Source organism: Pseudomonas sp. B33.4 (assembly GCF_034555375.1).
Classification (GTDB): domain Bacteria; phylum Pseudomonadota; class Gammaproteobacteria; order Pseudomonadales; family Pseudomonadaceae; genus Aquipseudomonas.
This window is the reverse complement of sequence record NZ_CP140706.1, coordinates 115,001-132,448: the sequence shown is the minus strand read 5'-3', so window position 1 is coordinate 132,448 and position 17,448 is coordinate 115,001. Positions and strand designations below refer to the sequence as shown.

The 17,448-nt window shown below is 57.2% G+C and carries 9 protein-coding genes, 2 tRNA genes and 4 rRNA genes (1 of these 15 running past the window's edge); 8 read left to right on the top strand and 7 right to left on the bottom strand.

The genetic code is table 11. From position 1 onward, the window contains the following. Positions 1-2: 2 nt before the first annotated feature. The 4 genes from U6037_RS00645 to U6037_RS00630 are packed head-to-tail and all read left to right on the top strand — an operon-like array spanning position 3 to position 5,599. Positions 3-776: a DUF3050 domain-containing protein gene (locus tag U6037_RS00645; protein ID WP_416221695.1), complete on the top strand. Its 774-nt coding sequence runs from the start codon at positions 3-5 to the stop codon at positions 774-776. Continuing rightward, entirely contained in the window at positions 773-1,702 is a 930-nt protein-coding gene (locus U6037_RS00640) for a diiron oxygenase (protein WP_322845460.1), read from the top strand. The genes U6037_RS00645 and U6037_RS00640 overlap by 4 nt, the downstream gene beginning before the upstream one ends. 13 nt (positions 1,703-1,715) lie before the next feature. Continuing rightward, on the top strand, positions 1,716-5,108 hold the full coding sequence (locus U6037_RS00635; RefSeq protein WP_322845459.1) for a non-ribosomal peptide synthetase: 3,393 nt from the start codon (positions 1,716-1,718) through the stop codon (positions 5,106-5,108). 23 nt (positions 5,109-5,131) lie between these two features. Next, entirely contained in the window at positions 5,132-5,599 is a 468-nt protein-coding gene (locus U6037_RS00630; RefSeq protein ID WP_322845458.1) for an SRPBCC family protein, read from the top strand. Positions 5,600-5,742: 143 nt separating this feature from the next. Here the strand turns inward: U6037_RS00630 and U6037_RS00625 are convergent, their stop codons facing one another. Beyond that, complete coding sequence (locus tag U6037_RS00625; protein WP_322845457.1) at positions 5,743-7,623, bottom strand: methyl-accepting chemotaxis protein; 1,881 nt, start codon at positions 7,621-7,623, stop codon at positions 5,743-5,745. Positions 7,624-7,927: 304 nt separating this feature from the next. Here U6037_RS00625 and U6037_RS00620 point away from each other — a divergent pair, with 304 nt between their 5' ends. From U6037_RS00620 to U6037_RS00605, 4 genes are all read left to right on the top strand, one after another. Further along, on the top strand, positions 7,928-8,428 hold the full coding sequence (locus U6037_RS00620; RefSeq protein ID WP_150687708.1) for a sigma-70 family RNA polymerase sigma factor: 501 nt from the start codon (positions 7,928-7,930) through the stop codon (positions 8,426-8,428). Then, positions 8,428-9,429, top strand: coding sequence for a FecR family protein (locus U6037_RS00615; protein WP_322845456.1), 1,002 nt, complete (start codon positions 8,428-8,430; stop codon positions 9,427-9,429). The genes U6037_RS00620 and U6037_RS00615 overlap by 1 nt, the downstream gene beginning before the upstream one ends. Positions 9,430-9,517: 88 nt before the next feature. Next, positions 9,518-12,022, top strand: coding sequence for a TonB-dependent siderophore receptor (locus U6037_RS00610; protein WP_322845455.1), 2,505 nt, complete (start codon positions 9,518-9,520; stop codon positions 12,020-12,022). A 76-nt stretch (positions 12,023-12,098) separates the two neighbouring features. After that, positions 12,099-13,277: a PepSY domain-containing protein gene (locus U6037_RS00605; protein WP_322845454.1), complete on the top strand. Its 1,179-nt coding sequence runs from the start codon at positions 12,099-12,101 to the stop codon at positions 13,275-13,277. 72 nt (positions 13,278-13,349) lie between these two features. On the opposite strand, the gene rrf (U6037_RS00600) is transcribed toward U6037_RS00605, so the two are convergent. The 6 genes from rrf (U6037_RS00600) to U6037_RS00575 form a co-directional block, all read right to left on the bottom strand. After that, positions 13,350-13,465: ribosomal RNA gene (gene rrf, locus U6037_RS00600) — 5S ribosomal RNA — on the bottom strand. A 105-nt stretch (positions 13,466-13,570) separates the two neighbouring features. Continuing rightward, positions 13,571-13,686 (bottom strand): 5S ribosomal RNA (gene rrf / locus U6037_RS00595). A gap of 166 nt (positions 13,687-13,852) precedes the next feature. Beyond that, positions 13,853-16,746: ribosomal RNA gene (locus tag U6037_RS00590) — 23S ribosomal RNA — on the bottom strand. 246 nt (positions 16,747-16,992) lie between these two features. Continuing rightward, a tRNA-Ala gene (locus U6037_RS00585) sits at positions 16,993-17,068 on the bottom strand. Between the two features lie 30 nt (positions 17,069-17,098). Continuing rightward, a tRNA-Ile gene (locus U6037_RS00580) sits at positions 17,099-17,175 on the bottom strand. A gap of 81 nt (positions 17,176-17,256) precedes the next feature. Continuing rightward, positions 17,257-17,448, bottom strand: a 16S ribosomal RNA gene (locus tag U6037_RS00575); it runs 1,345 nt beyond the window's last position. The 16S, 23S and 5S rRNA genes sit together here with 2 tRNA genes alongside, the layout of an rRNA operon.

Sequence of the window (17,448 nt, the reverse complement as noted above, 5' to 3'; positions counted from 1 at the left end):
TGATGCCCAATAAGAACCAACTCGCCCTGAAAAAAGCCGAACTTAGCATTCACCCGATCTTTTCCGAGATCACTTCGTTATCGGTGTTGCAACGTTTCATGGAAACCCACGTATTTGCCGTGTGGGATTTCATGTCGCTGACCAAACGCCTGCAGCAGGAGCTGACCTGCACGCGGTTGCCGTGGTTGCCGCCGCGCGATCCTCACGCCGCCCGGTTGATCAACGAGATCGTTCTCGGCGAAGAATCGGACGATCGTCTGACCGAAGGGCATTACAGCCATTTCGAGTTGTACCTGGATGCCATGCGCGAAATCGGCGCGAATACCACCGCCGTGGAGCGCTTTGTCGCGCTGCAACAGGAAGGTGTGAGCTATGACGTCGCGCTGCAAAGCGTCGAGGTTGATCCGGCCGCCGCGCAGTTTGTCCGCGACACCTTGCGTACCGCCCTGCATGCACCGGGACACAGTGTGGCGGCGGCGTTTCTGCATGGCCGCGAGAGCGTGATCCCGACCATGTTCCAGCGCATCCTCGACGACTGGGGCATCGGTATCGAGCAGGCGCCGACCTTCCGCTATTACCTGGAACGCCACATCGAAGTCGACTCCGAAGACCACGGCCCGGCGGCGGAGCACCTTCTCGAGCGTCTGGTCGCCGGCGATCCGCAGCGCCAGGCCGAGGTCTACGCCAGCGCCATCGCCGCCGTGGAAAGCCGTATCGCCTTGTGGGACGGCCTGCGCCTGAGCATGCGCGAACCATTGGCGGAGGTGGCCCAATGAATGCCGCCGACTATCAATCGTTTGCCGATGCCTGGGAAAACCGCGCGACCATCCGCACTCGCCCGCGACGCGTGCTCGAAGACGACGAGCGGCTGATCTACCCGCTCAGCCGCCAACCACTGGTGCTCAGCGAAACTTTCCTGCGCGAGTGTCCGCAGCAGCGTGATTTTGCCTTGGTGCAGACGTTGTACAAATTCATCAACGATGTGGTGATTTTCGAGACCGAGATCGTCGATAAAACCGCGCGCAGCATCGCCAAGAATCGCTTCGCCGTGGCCTTCCCGTTTGCCTGTCGTTACGACGCGATGACTGTGGTGGTCGACGAGGATTACCACGCGCTGGTGGCGATGGATTTCATGCAGCAAACGGTGGCGATGACCGGTATCGAACCGATTCAGTTGCCCGATGAAATCGAACTGAGCCGGGCCATTCCTGCTGCCGTAGCGTTGGCGCCCGAGCACCTGCGCAGCGCGGTGGAACTGGTTTGCGTGGCCATCGCCGAAAATACCGTGACCGGTGATGTGGCGGCGTTCGCCCGCGACGACACGGTCAAGCCGTCGATCAAAGGCCTGATGGCCGATCACCTGCTCGATGAAGGTCGTCATTCGAGCTTCTGGGCGCGGATGGTGCGCATCTATTGGCACACCGCCAGCGTGGCGGATCGCGAAACCATCGCGCAAATCCTGCCGGTGTTCATCGGCCATTACCTGACCAACGACATCCAGAAAACCTTCGACCTGCGCCTGATTGACGCACTGCGTGTCAGCGAGGCCACACGGCGCTCGCTCAGGGACGAGATGGCCGGACTGGCGTTCCCGATCAATCGCCACCACCCGCTGGTGGGCAACATCGTCAAGTTCTTCCACAACAGCTCGCTGCTCGACACGCCCTGCGTGCAGCACGCCTTGCGTGACTACCTGGTTTGATGAGGAGGTCGACATGAAACGTCTCGACATTTTGCTGATTGGCGCCAGCCAGGCCATGACCGACCTGGCGCAGGAACTGGAACAACACGGGCACTCATTGCAGCGCAGCGGCGTGGCGGCATCGACGATGGATCTGATCATCGATGACGGCTTCATTGGCGCTGGCGACTTCTGCGCCATCCCGCATCTGCATCTGCGTTTGGGTGTTGGCGTGCAGAGCCTTGGCGGCTTGCCGTCACTCGATCTGCTGTGTTTCCTCGGCTCCACACTGATCAGTCGTGTACCGATTGCCGATGAGCCGTCCGGCAACGGTCAGGCCCTGCGGCAACGGGTGCTGATGCAGGTGGTGGACGAAGTGGCGTTGCTGGTCAGCCGCTTCTCCCGTGACGCTGAGTATCTTCAGCAGGCCGGATCTGTGCGTGCGCCGGATTTCGAGCGGATGGAAAACCTGCTGTTTCTCGACAGCCTGGCATACGTCCATCGCCTCAATGACACCGCGAATGCGGCGCTGCTGAAACTGGCGCAGGTTCCGGTCATCGAGCGCCTGCAACAGAGCTTGATCCACCATGCCGAACGGCCGGCGCTGCACCTCGCCGAACAGTCGCTCAGCTACCAGCAACTGCACACCCACAGTCGTGCGATTCAACAGCGCTTGCTGCCTTTGCTCGAGCAACATCCGCAACCGTGGGTGGTCGGTATCTGCCTACCGAAAAGCCCAGAGCTGTTTGCCTCGATTCTGGCGATCCTCGGCAGCGGCGCGGTATACCTGCCGCTGGAGCCGAGCCATCCGTTGCAGCGCCAGCAATACATTCTGCAAAACGCTGGTGCGTTGCTGTTGCTGCATGACGGCGAGCATCCACTCAGCACAACCATTGCGGGGCTGGATGTCAGCTGTATCGACAGTGCTGACGCGGATCTCAGCCAACCGCTGATGCACCAGCGACCCAAACTTGAGGCGCCCTGCATGGCGCTTTACACCTCGGGCACGACCGGGCATCCGAAGGGTGTATTGCTCAGTCAGGCCAACCTTGCGCACTTCACCGCGTGGTACGCCGATTACGTGCAGTTGCAGGCCGAAAGTCGGGTCTTGCAGTTCTCTTCGCTGAGTTTCGATTCGTCACTGATCGATATCTTCCCGACGCTGCTTGAAGGCGCCGAACTGGTGGTGCCCGACGACACCCAACGGCGTGACCCGCTGCAACTGATCGCGCTGATCCGCCGCCGGCAACTGACCCATGCGTTCCTGCCGCCGGCGCTGTTGAGCATCCTGCCGCTGGAGCAACTGGAAGGCGTGCAAGTGATGACCGGCGGCGATGTCTGCGAGCCGTTCGTCATCGAGCAACTGACCCGTCAGGGCACGCTGCACAACCTTTACGGCCCGACCGAAGCCACGGTGCTGATCACTGCGCGTGAGCTGATACCCGGTGACAGCAACCGCAGCCTCGGCGCGCCGATCGCCAACAGCCAGGTGCTGATTCTAGATGACGATTTGCAACCGGTGCCGCAGAACACCGTCGGCGAATTGTTCATCGTCGGCCCCGGCGTCTGCCTCGGTTATCTGAACAATCCACAGCAGACCGCCGAGCGTTATCTGACCTTGAATCTGCCGGACGGGCAGACGCTGCGCGCCTACCGCAGCGGCGACATGGCCAAGTGGGGCGAGCACGGAATCGAGCTGTGCGGACGTCGCGACAATCAGGTGAAGATCCGTGGTTTTCGGGTCGAGCCGGAAGAGATCGAGCGCTGCCTGCGCGAGAGCCAGTTGTACCGGCAAGTGGCAGTGGTGATCGACAGTCAGCGGCGCATTCTGGCCTTCCTCGCCCAGCCGCAATCAGACACCGCGCGCGACGCATTGAAGGCCCACGCCCGACAGTTTTTGCCGGACTACATGCAACCCATGGCGTGGACCGAGCTGCCGAACATGCCGTTCGCCAGCAACGGCAAGGTCGACCGCAAAGCGCTACTGGAACTGCCGGTGAACGTGCAGGACAGCGGGCCGAAATGTCTGCCGGCTAATGCTGATGAAGCACTGCTGCTGGAGATCTGGGCGGAATTGCTGGAGTTGCCGACCAGTGACATTTCCACCGACGAAAGCTTCTTCAATCTCGGTGGCCATTCGATTCTGCTGTCGCGGATGTTGCTGCGTTTGCGTGAGGAATTCGGTCGTAGCATTTCGATCAATCGCTTCATCGAACTGCCGACCATCATCAAACTCGCAACGCTGGTGCGCGGCACCGATGACAACGCGGTGCTCAGCGCCCAGGCCATGGCCGACGCCGAACGTGCACTGGCCATCGAACCGCTGCCGATCAGCAGCATGGGCGATGTGCACAAGGTCATCGTTACTGGCGCCAACAGCTTTGTCGGTGTGCACATCGTCGAGGCGCTGCTCGGTTGGGGCGCCAGCGAAGTCGCGTGTATGGTGCGTGATGGCGGCGGGCAAACGGCGGCGCAGCGCTTTGCCGAGTCACTGCGGGAAAACCGTCTGGAGCATCTGGATTTGAGTCGGGTGCGGGTTTACGCGGCAGACATTACGCGTCCGCAGCTGGGCTTGAACGACGAAGATTATCAACGTCTGGATCGTGAGTTCGGCGCGTTGGTGCACAACGCCGCGAACGTCAATCACGTGCTTGATTACGAGTCGCTGGCGGCGGACAACGTCGAGCCGATTTTCGCGCTGCTACGCCTGTGCGAAGGGCAGAGCAAAAAGGTTTTCAATTTCGTCTCGACGCTGTCGGCTTCAAGCACGGTCGATGATGCGGGACGGGTGCTGGAACTGCCCGCCGCGCTGACGCCACCGATCTACATTCGCAACGGCTACAACCTGTCGAAATGGGTCGCTGAACGCATCCTTGAACGGGCGCGCGAACGGGGCGTTCGGGTCAATCTGTATCGCCCCGGCAACATTAGCTTCAACAGCTTGAGCGGCGTTTGTCAGCCGCACAAAAACCGCTTGATGCTGATGCTCAAAGGCTCGATCCAGCTCGGCCAGGTGCCGGCCTTCGCGCTGAATTTCGACCTGATGCCGGTGGACTTTCTCGCCCGTTTCATCGCCTTCCACGCCAGCCGTTATGCGCCCGAGCGGGCGGTGTTCAACCTGCACAACCCCGAGCCGCTGAGCTGGGACGCCTACGTCGCTTCGTTCCGCGAAACCGGCAGCGAGTTCGCGCTGGTCAGCGTCGCCGACTGGCAGCAGCAACTGGGCCGGGTCGATGCCGACAACGCGCTGTTCGGCGTGCTCGGTTTCTACCTCAACGGTTTTGAAGAAGACATCGGCGACATCTCTCTGATCGGCCACGCCAACGCTGAAGCCGGCGTGCAGCAAATGGGCGCGCATTACCCGCCGAAATCCCCGGCGCTGCTGCGTCGCGGCTGCGACTACCTGAAACAAATCAACTTCATCTGAAGCAATAAAAAAGGAGCAATACCATGAGCAATCTGCAACCCGACACCCTGATCAAAAACCCCCATGGCTGCCACGTTGTGTCATCGGTAGAAGTGCCGGCGGACGCCGCACAGGTCTGGGCGGTGGTGGGCAACTTCGCCGGTTTCGACCGTTTCATTCCGGCGCTGTCGCACATCGAAACAATCGGCGAGGGCGTGTCCTCGCTGCGCAAGAAATGTTTCAAGGACGGCAACGTGGTGGTTGAACAACTCAACTCCCGCGATGAACACGCGCGGAGCATGACCTGGACGACGATTTACAACACGCTAGGGGTGGCGAATCTGTGGGCGGCGATGAATGTGGAAGCGCTGGGCGCAGGCAAGTCCCGGGCGACGTGGACGATCATTGCCGAGCCGGCTTCGGGGGGAGAAGAAGCGCTGCCGGGGTTCAAGGATTTTGTGCAGGGGTTTGCGGATGATGCGATGGGGAATGTGCTGAGGCTGTTTGTTTAAGGCCTGAGTTCGGCGGTGAGTTCTAGACCGCTATCGCGAGCAGGCTCACTCCTACAGTTGATCGGGTTCCTTCAGATGGAACCCGGTTTAATTTGTAGGAGTGAGCCTGCTCGCGATGAACGATAACGCGGTCTGACTTGTGGTCAGATCTTGAAGCTGTCGACCAACTGCTTCAGGCGATTAGCCTGCTGCGACAACGCATCACAATCCTTCAACGTTTCATTGAGGTTAGCCACGCTCTGCTGGTTCAACAGGTTGATCTGGTTAACGTCGACGTTGAGGGTTTCGACCACGGCGGTCTGCTCTTCAGTGGCCGCTGCCACCGACTGGTTCATGCCGTCGATTTCACCGATGCGCTGGGTCACGCTGACCAGACGCAAACCGGCCTGGTTGGCCACTTCAACGCTCTGCTCGCTGGACGCCTGACTGGCGTTCATGGTGGTCACCGCTTCACGCGAACCGACCTGTAGCGAAGTGATCATCTTGTGGATCTCTTCCGCCGACTCCTGGGTGCGGTGAGCGAGGTTACGCACTTCGTCCGCCACCACCGCAAAACCACGCCCGGCTTCACCGGCACGTGCCGCTTCGATCGCAGCGTTGAGTGCCAGCAGGTTGGTCTGTTGCGAAATGCCTTTGATCACATCGAGGATGTGACCGATGTTGTCGGTGCTGGCATTGAGGGTTTCGATCTGCGTGCACGACAGGCTGATCTTCTGCGACAGTTCGGTCATCGCTTGAATCGTCTGCTCGACCACCTGCCGACCGTCATCAGCCTGCTCGCTGGCGCCACTGGCATGCTGCGAAGCATCGGCGGCGTTGCGCGCAATTTCCTGTGTGGCGGCGCCCAATTCGTTGATTGCTGCGGCCACACTGTTGGTGCGCGCACTTTGCTCGTCGGAACCGACGATCGAGGCGTTGGACGACGCCATCACCCGTTGCGACAAATCATGAACATGACGGGTTGCCGACGACACTTCGGAAATCGACGCGTGAATCCGCTCAACGAACTGGTTGAAGGCGCTGCCCAATTCACCGAACTCGTCTTTGCTCTCGACCACCAGACGACGGGTCAGATCGCCTTCGCCTTGAGCGATGTCTTTCATCGCACGGCCCATGGTGGTCAGCGGACGCATCAGGACGTTGATCAACAGGCTCAGCAGCAGTGCAATCGCCGCCACCGCAACGAACATCGCGATCAGCGCCGAGGTGCGGAATTGGCTGAGTGCGGCGTAGGCTTTGTCGCGATCGATCGACAGACCGATGTACCACTGCGCATTCGGCAGATCGCTGACCGGGGTGAACGACAGAATGCGTTCCTGGCCGTTAAGCACCACGTTCTGGTTGCCCTTCTCGATGCGCACGCTGGTGTTCGGATAGATGTCTTTCAGGTTTTTCATGACCTGATCTTTGTCCGGACTGACGATCACCTGACCGTCGGCACTGACCAGGAATGCATGGCCAAGACCACCGAAGTCCACCGAGTTGATGATCTTCACCAGGGTTTCCAGGCTCAGGTCACCGCCAACGACGCCGAGCAGTTCGCCGTTCTTCTTCACCGGCATGGCGATGGTTACCACCAGGCCACCGACAGCAGCCATGTACGGCGGCGTCAGCATGGTTTTGTCAGCCGCGACGGCTTGCTTGTACCAAGGGCGCTGACGCGGGTCGTAGCCGTCCGGCATCTTCGCGTCAGGGCGCTGAGTGAACACACCGTTGGCCTGGCCAACGTAGGTGAACTGGAAGTTCGAGGTGAAGGCCGGTTGATCGACCAGGCCCGGGAAATCGGCGTCCTTGCCCTGATGGGCGACGTTCTGCGCGAGGTTTTCCAGCACCAGAATCCGCCCGCTCATCCAGTTCTGCACGCTGCTGGCGGTCAGATCACCGGCCTGCTGCACAGAGGACTGGAGGTTCTGGCGAATGGTGTTTCGCTGCAGATAGTCGTTGTAGAGGGTGAACAGCGCGAACGCCAGGACCACGACGCCCGAGGCGGCCAACAGGATTTTATGGCTGAACTTGAGATTCATTTCATGGGACTTCTTATGCCAAAAGTGGGGATGCGTTCCGGATGCAACATTCCATGTACAGCGCAGGCAGCGTTCTTCTGGCCGCTCTACTTTGGTGCACGCATGTCTCACCAGTCTGTCGGCACGTGTCGGAGAAATCTTAGGGCTGTGCGGGAAATGGATGGCATTTCTGGCGAATTCCCGCTGAACGGCGTACTAGAGCGGCTGGTGACCGGTTTTTTATGAGCGTTGTATCAGTGGCAGTTGCAAATTCTGTAACCCTTGATGACAATGCGAGTAATTATCATTTGTGACGTTCGCGTTCATGTCCTCACCTGAGTTTGCAGTACAGGCGCTTTACAGTAGTCATCACGGCTGGCTCAACGCCTGGCTGCGCGCGCGGCTGGGCAACGCGGCAGATGCGGCAGATCTGGCCCAGGATACTTTCGTACGCCTGTTGCAACGCACCGAACGCCTCGAACTCAAAGCACCTCGCGCCTTCCTGCGCACCATCGCGCGTGGTCTGGTGATTGATCATTGGCGGCGCGAGGAAATCGAACGCGCCTATCTGGAAACCATTGCGCATCTACCCGAAGCCGAAACGCCAAGCGCCGAAGCCCGCGCACTGGTAATCGAACTGCTGGAAAGCATCGCGCGCATGCTTGAAGGACTGAAGCCGAAAGTGCGTCAGGCCTTTCTGCTGGCGCAGTGCGAAGGTTTGACCCACAAGCAGATCGCCGAACAGATGGGCCTGTCGTTGCGCTCGGTCGAACGTTACGTCGCCGATGCGCTGTATCACTGCTACGTGCTGCGGTACGAAAACTGATGCCTGTGGATAATCTTTCTCTGAGTCGCCGCACCGAGCCGCAGCAACAGGTGGTCAAGCAGGCCATTCACTGGCTGTTGCGACTGCGCAACAATCACGATAATCCGCGCCTGAACCGCCAGTGTGAACAGTGGCGCGCTGAACATCACGAGCATGAACTGGCCTGGCAGCGGGTGCAGTCGCTGCAAGCCGAATTGAGCAATAACCTGCGCGCAGTGCACGGTGCGCAAGTGGCGTTCAACACTCTGGAAAACAGTGCTCAGGGTTTGGGCCGGCGACAGGCCTTGAAATTGCTGTCTGGCGCTTTGCTGATGGGCTCCGCTGCATGGCTGGCCAAGGACACTGCGGCATGGCAACAGTGGAGCGCCGATTACACTACGGCGACGGGCGAGCGGCGCGGCTTCCAGTTGCCGGATGGCACGCGGATCGAACTGAACACCGCGAGTGCAGTGGATCTGGATTACACCGCGCAGCGGCGGCTGATCAAACTGACGCGCGGCGAGATCATCGTCACCTGTGGCGGCGCTGATCAGGGGGCATCCTTCGAGCGGCCGCTGCGCGTGCAAAGCCGTCACGGCATTTACGAACCGCAGGATGCGCGGTTCATCCTGCGTCAGGATAGCCGTTGCACGCGACTCAGCGTCACCAGTGGCCGGGTTGCCATTCACTCCGGTACGACATCGCTGGAAGCACTCGCCGGGCAGAGTTATCTGATCGACCACCACCAGGTACGTCCGGCGCCGCCGCTGGATATGGATGCCGGCGCGTGGGTCGATGGCCTGATCGTCACACGCAATATGCGCCTGGGCGACTTTCTCGCTGAAGTCGGGCGTTATCGCCAGGGCTTTCTGAGTTGTGCGTCCGACGTTTCCGAGCTGCGTCTGTCCGGCGTGTTCCGCCTGGAAGACACCGACAAGCTGCTAGCCATCCTGCCGCAGACGTTGCCGGTACAGTTGCGCTACCGCACGCGCTGGTGGGTGACGCTGGAGCGCGTCGCCTGAAATTATTGTGGCGGGTTTTCGCTGCAGGTCCGGCTTAGTCAGTAAGCACTTCAATTCAAGCGTTTGCGACTTCCTACGGAAACCTACAATGACTGTCCGCGCCACCTGTAAGACCACTCTGAATTTAACTGCCGAATCGGGCCTGCTGCGCCACGCCGTTCGGGCAGCGCTTTTTTCCACGGCGCTGGGCGTCAGTGTGATGCCCGGTTTGAGCATGGCGGATAATCCGGCGGCCAGTGAAGTCAGCCATCGCTACAACATTGCCGCCGGGCCGCTGGCAGAGGCGTTGAATCAGTTCGCCCGTCAGGCTGGCATCACGTTGTCGATGACCCCGCAGCAAACCCAAGGCCGGCAATCGCCCGGCGTACAGGGGGAGTATTCGACTGATCAGGCGCTGAGCCATTTGCTCGGCGGTTCCGGTCTGGAAGCGGTCAGTCAGGACGGCAGCAGTTACATCCTGCGCCCGCTGGCTGAAACCGAAGCACTCGCCTTGCCGACCACCGACATCAAAGGCTTCGCCCTCGGCAACGCATTGGGCAGCATGGATGGCTACAACGCCACGCACAGCCAGATCGCCACCAAGACCAGCACCGCGTTGCTGGAAACTTCACAAAGCGTCTCCGTGGTCACTCGCGAGCAAATGGACGACCAGGGTTCGCAGACCGTCGCGCAGGCAATGCGTTACACCCCGGGCGTGCTGACCAATCCGTATGGGGCGACCCACCGTTATGACTATGTGGCGATGCGCGGTTTCAACGATGGCTCGGTGGACAATATCTACCTCGACGGCCTCAAGTCGATGGGCGACAGCGGCACTTACAGCACCATGCAGGTCGACCCATATTTCCTTGAACGCGTGGACATTCTCAAGGGACCGTCGTCGGTGCTGTACGGTCGCAGCTCGCCGGGCGGTCTGGTGGCACTGACCAGCAAGAAACCGCTGTACGAGGCTTACCATCAGGTTCAAGCGACGGTCGGCACGCAAGGTCAGCGCGGGGTCGGTTTTGACTTCAGCGGCCCGGTCGATGACGACAAGCGTATTGCCTATCGTCTGATCGGGTTAACGGATCAGTCCGACACGCAATTCGACCACAACAAGGAAAAACGCTTCGCCCTCGCACCCACCCTGAGCATCGATTTCAGTGAAGACACTTCGCTGACCTTACAGGCTTATCTGCAACACGATCCGGATGGTGGCTACCACGGTGGTGTGCCGGCCGATGGCACGATTCATCAGCGTAATGGCAACCGTATCTCGCCGCACTTCTTCGAAGGCGAGCCGGGTGTGGATGGCTATTCACGTGATCAGCAATCGTTCGGTTATCAATTCGAACATCGCTTCAACGATGTCTTCACCGCACGGCAGAATTTCCGTTACCTCGATTCCAAAGTAAACATGGATCAGGTCTACGCCTATGGCTGGACCTCACCGACCAGCAACGAGCTGAACCGCTACTACACCGGCGGTGATGAGCGTCTGCATGCGTTCATCGTCGACAACATGCTCCAGGCCGAATTTTTCACCGGCGCGACCAAACATACGGTGCTGATGGGCGCGGATTATCAGCGGCGTAAAACCGTGGTCGACTGGACCAGCGGCGGACTCGCGCCGATCAATGCGTTCAATCCGGTGTACGGCAACTCGGCGATCGACATGTATGGCGAGACCAGTTATCTGCGACGCCTGGAGCAGACTGGGGTTTACCTGCAAGACCTGATCGAGATGGACAAGTGGCGTTTCTCGCTGGGTCTGCGCCAGGACTGGGTCGAGACTTCAGATGAAAACCGTATCGCTGAGGCCGGACGTCCGGTTGGCACAGAGATCAATGATCGCCGCACCAAACTCACTGGCCGGGCCGGTGCGTTGTACCTGTTCGATAACGGTTTGGCGCCATACATCAGCTATTCCGAATCGTTTAACCCCAACTCCTATGCCGACAGCGCCGGTAACCCGCTGGCCCCTACCGATGGCACACAATGGGAAGTCGGTTTGAAGTATCAGCCACCTGGTACGGACAACCTGTTCACCGCGTCGCTGTTCCGCATCGACCAGGAGAACCTGGCGACCAAACTGCCGCAGGAAAACTTCTATCGTGCGGTCGGTGCCGTCCGCTCTCAGGGTCTGGAACTGGAAGCGCACATGCAGTTGACCGATAACCTCAAGGTTCTCGGCAGCTACACCTTCACCGATATCGAATACTCGAAGTCGATGGTCAGTACGTTGAGCACCCCGACTGACGTGATCGAGAACAAAGGCAATTCGCCGACGCAGGCGCCACGACACATGGCTTCGTTGTGGGCGGACTACAAGTTCGACAGTGCGGTACTCGATGGCCTGCGCCTGGGCGGCGGCGTGCGTTATGTCGGCTATAGCTGGGCGGATGCAGAGAACACCTTGAAGGTGCCGTCCTACACACTGTTCGACGCCTCGATTGGTTATGACCTGGGCAAGGTCGGTTTGAAGGGCGTTGATGTACGCCTGAATGCGAACAATCTGACCAACGAGTCCTACGTGGCTTCCTGCGCCAGTCTGAACTTCTGCTACATGGGCGAAGAGCGCAATGTCGCGGCGACGGTCAGCTACCAGTTCTAAGCCTTTGTCCTGGGCATAAAAAAGCCAGCCTCTGAAACTCGGAGGCTGGCTTTGTCGTTTTCGCGGGGAAATTTCAATGCGTGCGTTTCTGGTTCTATTGCATCGATATATCGGTTTAGCCACAGCAGTGTTTTTGCTGTTGGCCGGGATTACCGGGAGCATTCTGGCGTTCAATCATGAACTGGATGAATGGTTGAACCCTGAGTTTTATGCTGCGTCTGCGCAGGGCTCTCGACTGCCGCCGGGCGAATTGGTTGATGCGGTGCAATCTGCACATCCAAAGCTGCAGGTCTGGTACATGGAGTATCCGCATGAGGCGGGGCATACCGCTTTACTGGCGGCAGTTGCGCGTACTGATCCGGCGACAGGAAAGCCATTCGATGAGCGTAATCAGGTGTTTTACCTGGACCCGGTGAGTGCAGAACAGACGGGGCAGCGTTATTGGGGGGAATGCTGTTTTGGACGGAAGAATTTTGTTCCGTTCATCCTTGAATTTCACTACAACCTGACATTGCCGGGGAACTGGGGGTTGTGGCTGATGGGGTTAGTGGCCGTCGCCTGGGTGATCGACTGTTTTGTGGCGCTATGGCTGACATTGCCGCGTGGACAGCCGTTCTGGAAGAAGTGGTCAACTGCCTGGAAAGTGAAGGGCGGTCATGCCTATCGGCTCAACTTCGATCTGCATCGCGCCGGGGGGTTGTGGTTGTGGCTGTTGTTGCTTCCAATCGCCGTGAGCAGCGTGGCGATGAACTTGCCCAGTCAAGCATTCAAACCAGCGGTATCGCTGTTTTCGCCGATTGAGCCGAGCGTCTATGAGGCGCGAGGACGAATGCCTCCATCAACGCTGGGGGTGACGCAATTGAGCTATCAACAGGCATACGAAAGGGCACTGCAGGAGGGGAAAAGGTTAGGACTGACAGCAGCGATTGGGGAGTTGTATTACAGCTTTGAGTACAACTTCTACGGCGCTGGATTTGGACAACATGACACTGAAGCCCATGGCAAATCCTGGTTGTTCTTTCATGGTACGGATGGGCGATTGTTAGGGAAGGAAATTGCAGGCCAGGGAACGTTGGGAGAGCAGTTTTATCGGTTGCAGTTGCCGATACATGGTGGACGGATCATTGGTGTTACCGGGCAAGTAATGATCGCGGTGTTAGGTGTTTTGATTGCAGGACTGTCAGGGACCGGCGTCTACATCTGGTGGCGCAAATGGCAGGCTCGACGCATCAGCAAGGCACGCAAAGCAGTCTGATTATTGGTTTTTACAGGCGCTGAAATGACAAAACCCCTGTCTGCGTTAGCAGACAGGGGTCTCGGAATTTAATCTTGACGATGACCTACTCTCACATGGGGAAACCCCACACTACCATCGGCGATGCATCGTTTCACTGCTGAGTTCGGGATGGGATCAGGTGGTTCCAACGCTCTATGGTCGTCAAGAAATTCTGTATCTGGCTCGTCAACACGGTAACAAGCCAGCAAAAACGGATGTTTCTACTAAAACAAAACCCCAACTGCTTTCGCAATTGGGGTTTCGGAATTTAATCTTGACGATGACCTACTCTCACATGGGGAAACCCCACACTACCATCGGCGATGCATCGTTTCACTGCTGAGTTCGGGATGGGATCAGGTGGTTCCAACGCTCTATGGTCGTCAAGAAATTCGGGTACTGAGTCGTGACCTTATGGCCTCGCTTCAGCAAATTGGGTACGTGATAGCTTTCGGTGTCTTGTGCTGCCTTTTTAGGTGCAGTCGAACTTTCGGTTCGTTTCGTCTTCACACACCGCAATCTGGTCTCTTCGACGCAAATTGCTTGGGTGTTATATGGTCAAGCCTCACGGGCAATTAGTATTGGTTAGCTCAACGCCTCACAGCGCTTACACACCCAACCTATCAACGTCGTAGTCTTCGACGGCCCTTCAGGGAACTCAAGGTTCCAGTGAGATCTCATCTTGAGGCAAGTTTCCCGCTTAGATGCTTTCAGCGGTTATCTTTCCCGAACATAGCTACCCGGCAATGCCACTGGCGTGACAACCGGAACACCAGAGGTTCGTCCACTCCGGTCCTCTCGTACTAGGAGCAGCCCCTCTCAAATCTCAAACGTCCACGGCAGATAGGGACCGAACTGTCTCACGACGTTCTAAACCCAGCTCGCGTACCACTTTAAATGGCGAACAGCCATACCCTTGGGACCGGCTTCAGCCCCAGGATGTGATGAGCCGACATCGAGGTGCCAAACACCGCCGTCGATATGAACTCTTGGGCGGTATCAGCCTGTTATCCCCGGAGTACCTTTTATCCGTTGAGCGATGGCCCTTCCATACAGAACCACCGGATCACTAAGACCTACTTTCGTACCTGCTCGACGTGTCTGTCTCGCAGTCAAGCGCGCTTTTGCCTTTATACTCTACGACCGATTTCCGACCGGTCTGAGCGCACCTTCGTACTCCTCCGTTACTCTTTAGGAGGAGACCGCCCCAGTCAAACTACCCACCATACACTGTCCTCGATCCGGATAACGGACCTGAGTTAGAACCTCAAAGTTGCCAGGGTGGTATTTCAAGGATGGCTCCACGCGAACTGGCGTCCACGCTTCAAAGCCTCCCACCTATCCTACACAAGCAAATTCAAAGTCCAGTGCAAAGCTATAGTAAAGGTTCACGGGGTCTTTCCGTCTAGCCGCGGATACACTGCATCTTCACAGCGATTTCAATTTCACTGAGTCTCGGGTGGAGACAGCGCCGCCATCGTTACGCCATTCGTGCAGGTCGGAACTTACCCGACAAGGAATTTCGCTACCTTAGGACCGTTATAGTTACGGCCGCCGTTTACCGGGGCTTCGATCAAGAGCTTCGCGTTAGCTAACCCCATCAATTAACCTTCCGGCACCGGGCAGGCGTCACACCCTATACGTCCACTTTCGTGTTTGCAGAGTGCTGTGTTTTTAATAAACAGTCGCAGCGGCCTGGTATCTTCGACCGGCATGAGCTTACGGAGCAAGTCCTTCACCCTCACCGGCGCACCTTCTCCCGAAGTTACGGTGCCATTTTGCCTAGTTCCTTCACCCGAGTTCTCTCAAGCGCCTTGGTATTCTCTACCCAACCACCTGTGTCGGTTTGGGGTACGGTTCCTGGTTACCTGAAGCTTAGAAGCTTTTCTTGGAAGCATGGCATCAACCACTTCGTGTTCTAAAAGAACACTCGTCATCAGCTCTCGGCCTTAAGATCCCGGATTTACCTAAGATCTCAGCCTACCACCTTAAACTTGGACAACCAACGCCAAGCTGGCCTAGCCTTCTCCGTCCCTCCATCGCAATAACCAGAAGTACAGGAATATTAACCTGTTTTCCATCGACTACGCTTTTCAGCCTCGCCTTAGGGACCGACTAACCCTGCGTCGATTAACGTTGCGCAGGAAACCTTGGTCTTTCGGCGTGGGTGTTTTTCACACCCATTGTCGTTACTCATGTCAGCATTCGCACTTCTGATACCTCCAGCAAGCTTCTCAACTCACCTTCACAGGCTTACAGAACGCTCCTCTACCGCATCATCCGAAGATGATACCCGTAGCTTCGGTGTATGGTTTGAGCCCCGTTACATCTTCCGCGCAGGCCGACTCGACTAGTGAGCTATTACGCTTTCTTTAAAGGGTGGCTGCTTCTAAGCCAACCTCCTAGCTGTCTAAGCCTTCCCACATCGTTTCCCACTTAACCATAACTTTGGGACCTTAGCTGACGGTCTGGGTTGTTTCCCTTTTCACGACGGACGTTAGCACCCGCCGTGTGTCTCCCATGCTCGGCACTTGTAGGTATTCGGAGTTTGCATCGGTTTGGTAAGTCGGGATGACCCCCTAGCCGAAACAGTGCTCTACCCCCTACAGTGATACATGAGGCGCTACCTAAATAGCTTTCGAGGAGAACCAGCTATCTCCGAGCTTGATTAGCCTTTCACTCCGATCCACAGGTCATCCGCTAACTTTTCAACGGTAGTCGGTTCGGTCCTCCAGTTAGTGTTACCCAACCTTCAACCTGCCCATGGATAGATCGCCCGGTTTCGGGTCTATTCCCAGCGACTAGACGCCCTATTAAGACTCGCTTTCGCTACGCCTCCCCTATTCGGTTAAGCTCGCCACTGAAAATAAGTCGCTGACCCATTATACAAAAGGTACGCAGTCACAGAACAAAGTCTGCTCCCACTGCTTGTACGCATACGGTTTCAGGATCTATTTCACTCCCCTCTCCGGGGTTCTTTTCGCCTTTCCCTCACGGTACTAGTTCACTATCGGTCAGTCAGTAGTATTTAGCCTTGGAGGATGGTCCCCCCATATTCAGACAAAGTTTCTCGTGCTCCGTCCTACTCGATTTCATGACTAAGAGATTTTCGCGTACAGGGCTATCACCCACTATGGCCGCACTTTCCAGAGCGTTCCGCTAATCTCAAAGCCACTTAAGGGCTAGTCCCCGTTCGCTCGCCACTACTAAGGGAATCTCGGTTGATTTCTTTTCCTCAGGGTACTTAGATGTTTCAGTTCCCCTGGTTCGCCTCTTGCACCTATGTATTCAGTACAAGATAACCATCTTATGATGGCTGGGTTCCCCCATTCAGACATCTCCGGATCAAAGTCTGTTTGCCGACTCCCCGAAGCTTTTCGCAGGCTACCACGTCTTTCATCGCCTCTGACTGCCAAGGCATCCACCGTATGCGCTTCTTCACTTGACCATATAACCCCAAGCAATCTGGTTATACTGTGAAGACGACATTCGCCGAAAATTCGAATTTCTCAACTAAGAGAACTCACAAATTTTACCTTAGCCTGATCCGTTACCAGTGAAAGTAACGTTCAGTCTATCTTTCTATCACATACCCAAATTTTTAAAGAACGAACTAGTCAAAGACTAGAAATCAACATTCACCATCATAATGATGGAATGCTCATTTCTAAGCTTTATACAAGAGAAGCAGTAGTGGTGGAGCCAAACGGGATCGAACCGTTGACCTCCTGCGTGCAAGGCAGGCGCTCTCCCAGCTGAGCTATGGCCCCGTATTTCTACAGGCGTTTCCCACACAAAATTGGTGGGTCTGGGCAGATTCGAACTGCCGACCTCACCCTTATCAGGGGTGCGCTCTAACCAACTGAGCTACAGACCCAATTTCGGGCTGCTTCTTTCGTCTTCTTCAATGAATCAAGCAATTCGTGTGGGAACTTATGGAGCAGCTGATGTCGTCGATTAAGGAGGTGATCCAGCCGCAGGTTCCCCTACGGCTACCTTGTTACGACTTCACCCCAGTCATGAATCACACCGTGGTAACCGTCCTCCCGAAGGTTAGACTAGCTACTTCTGGTGCAACCCACTCCCATGGTGTGACGGGCGGTGTGTACAAGGCCCGGGAACGTATTCACCGTGACATTCTGATTCACGA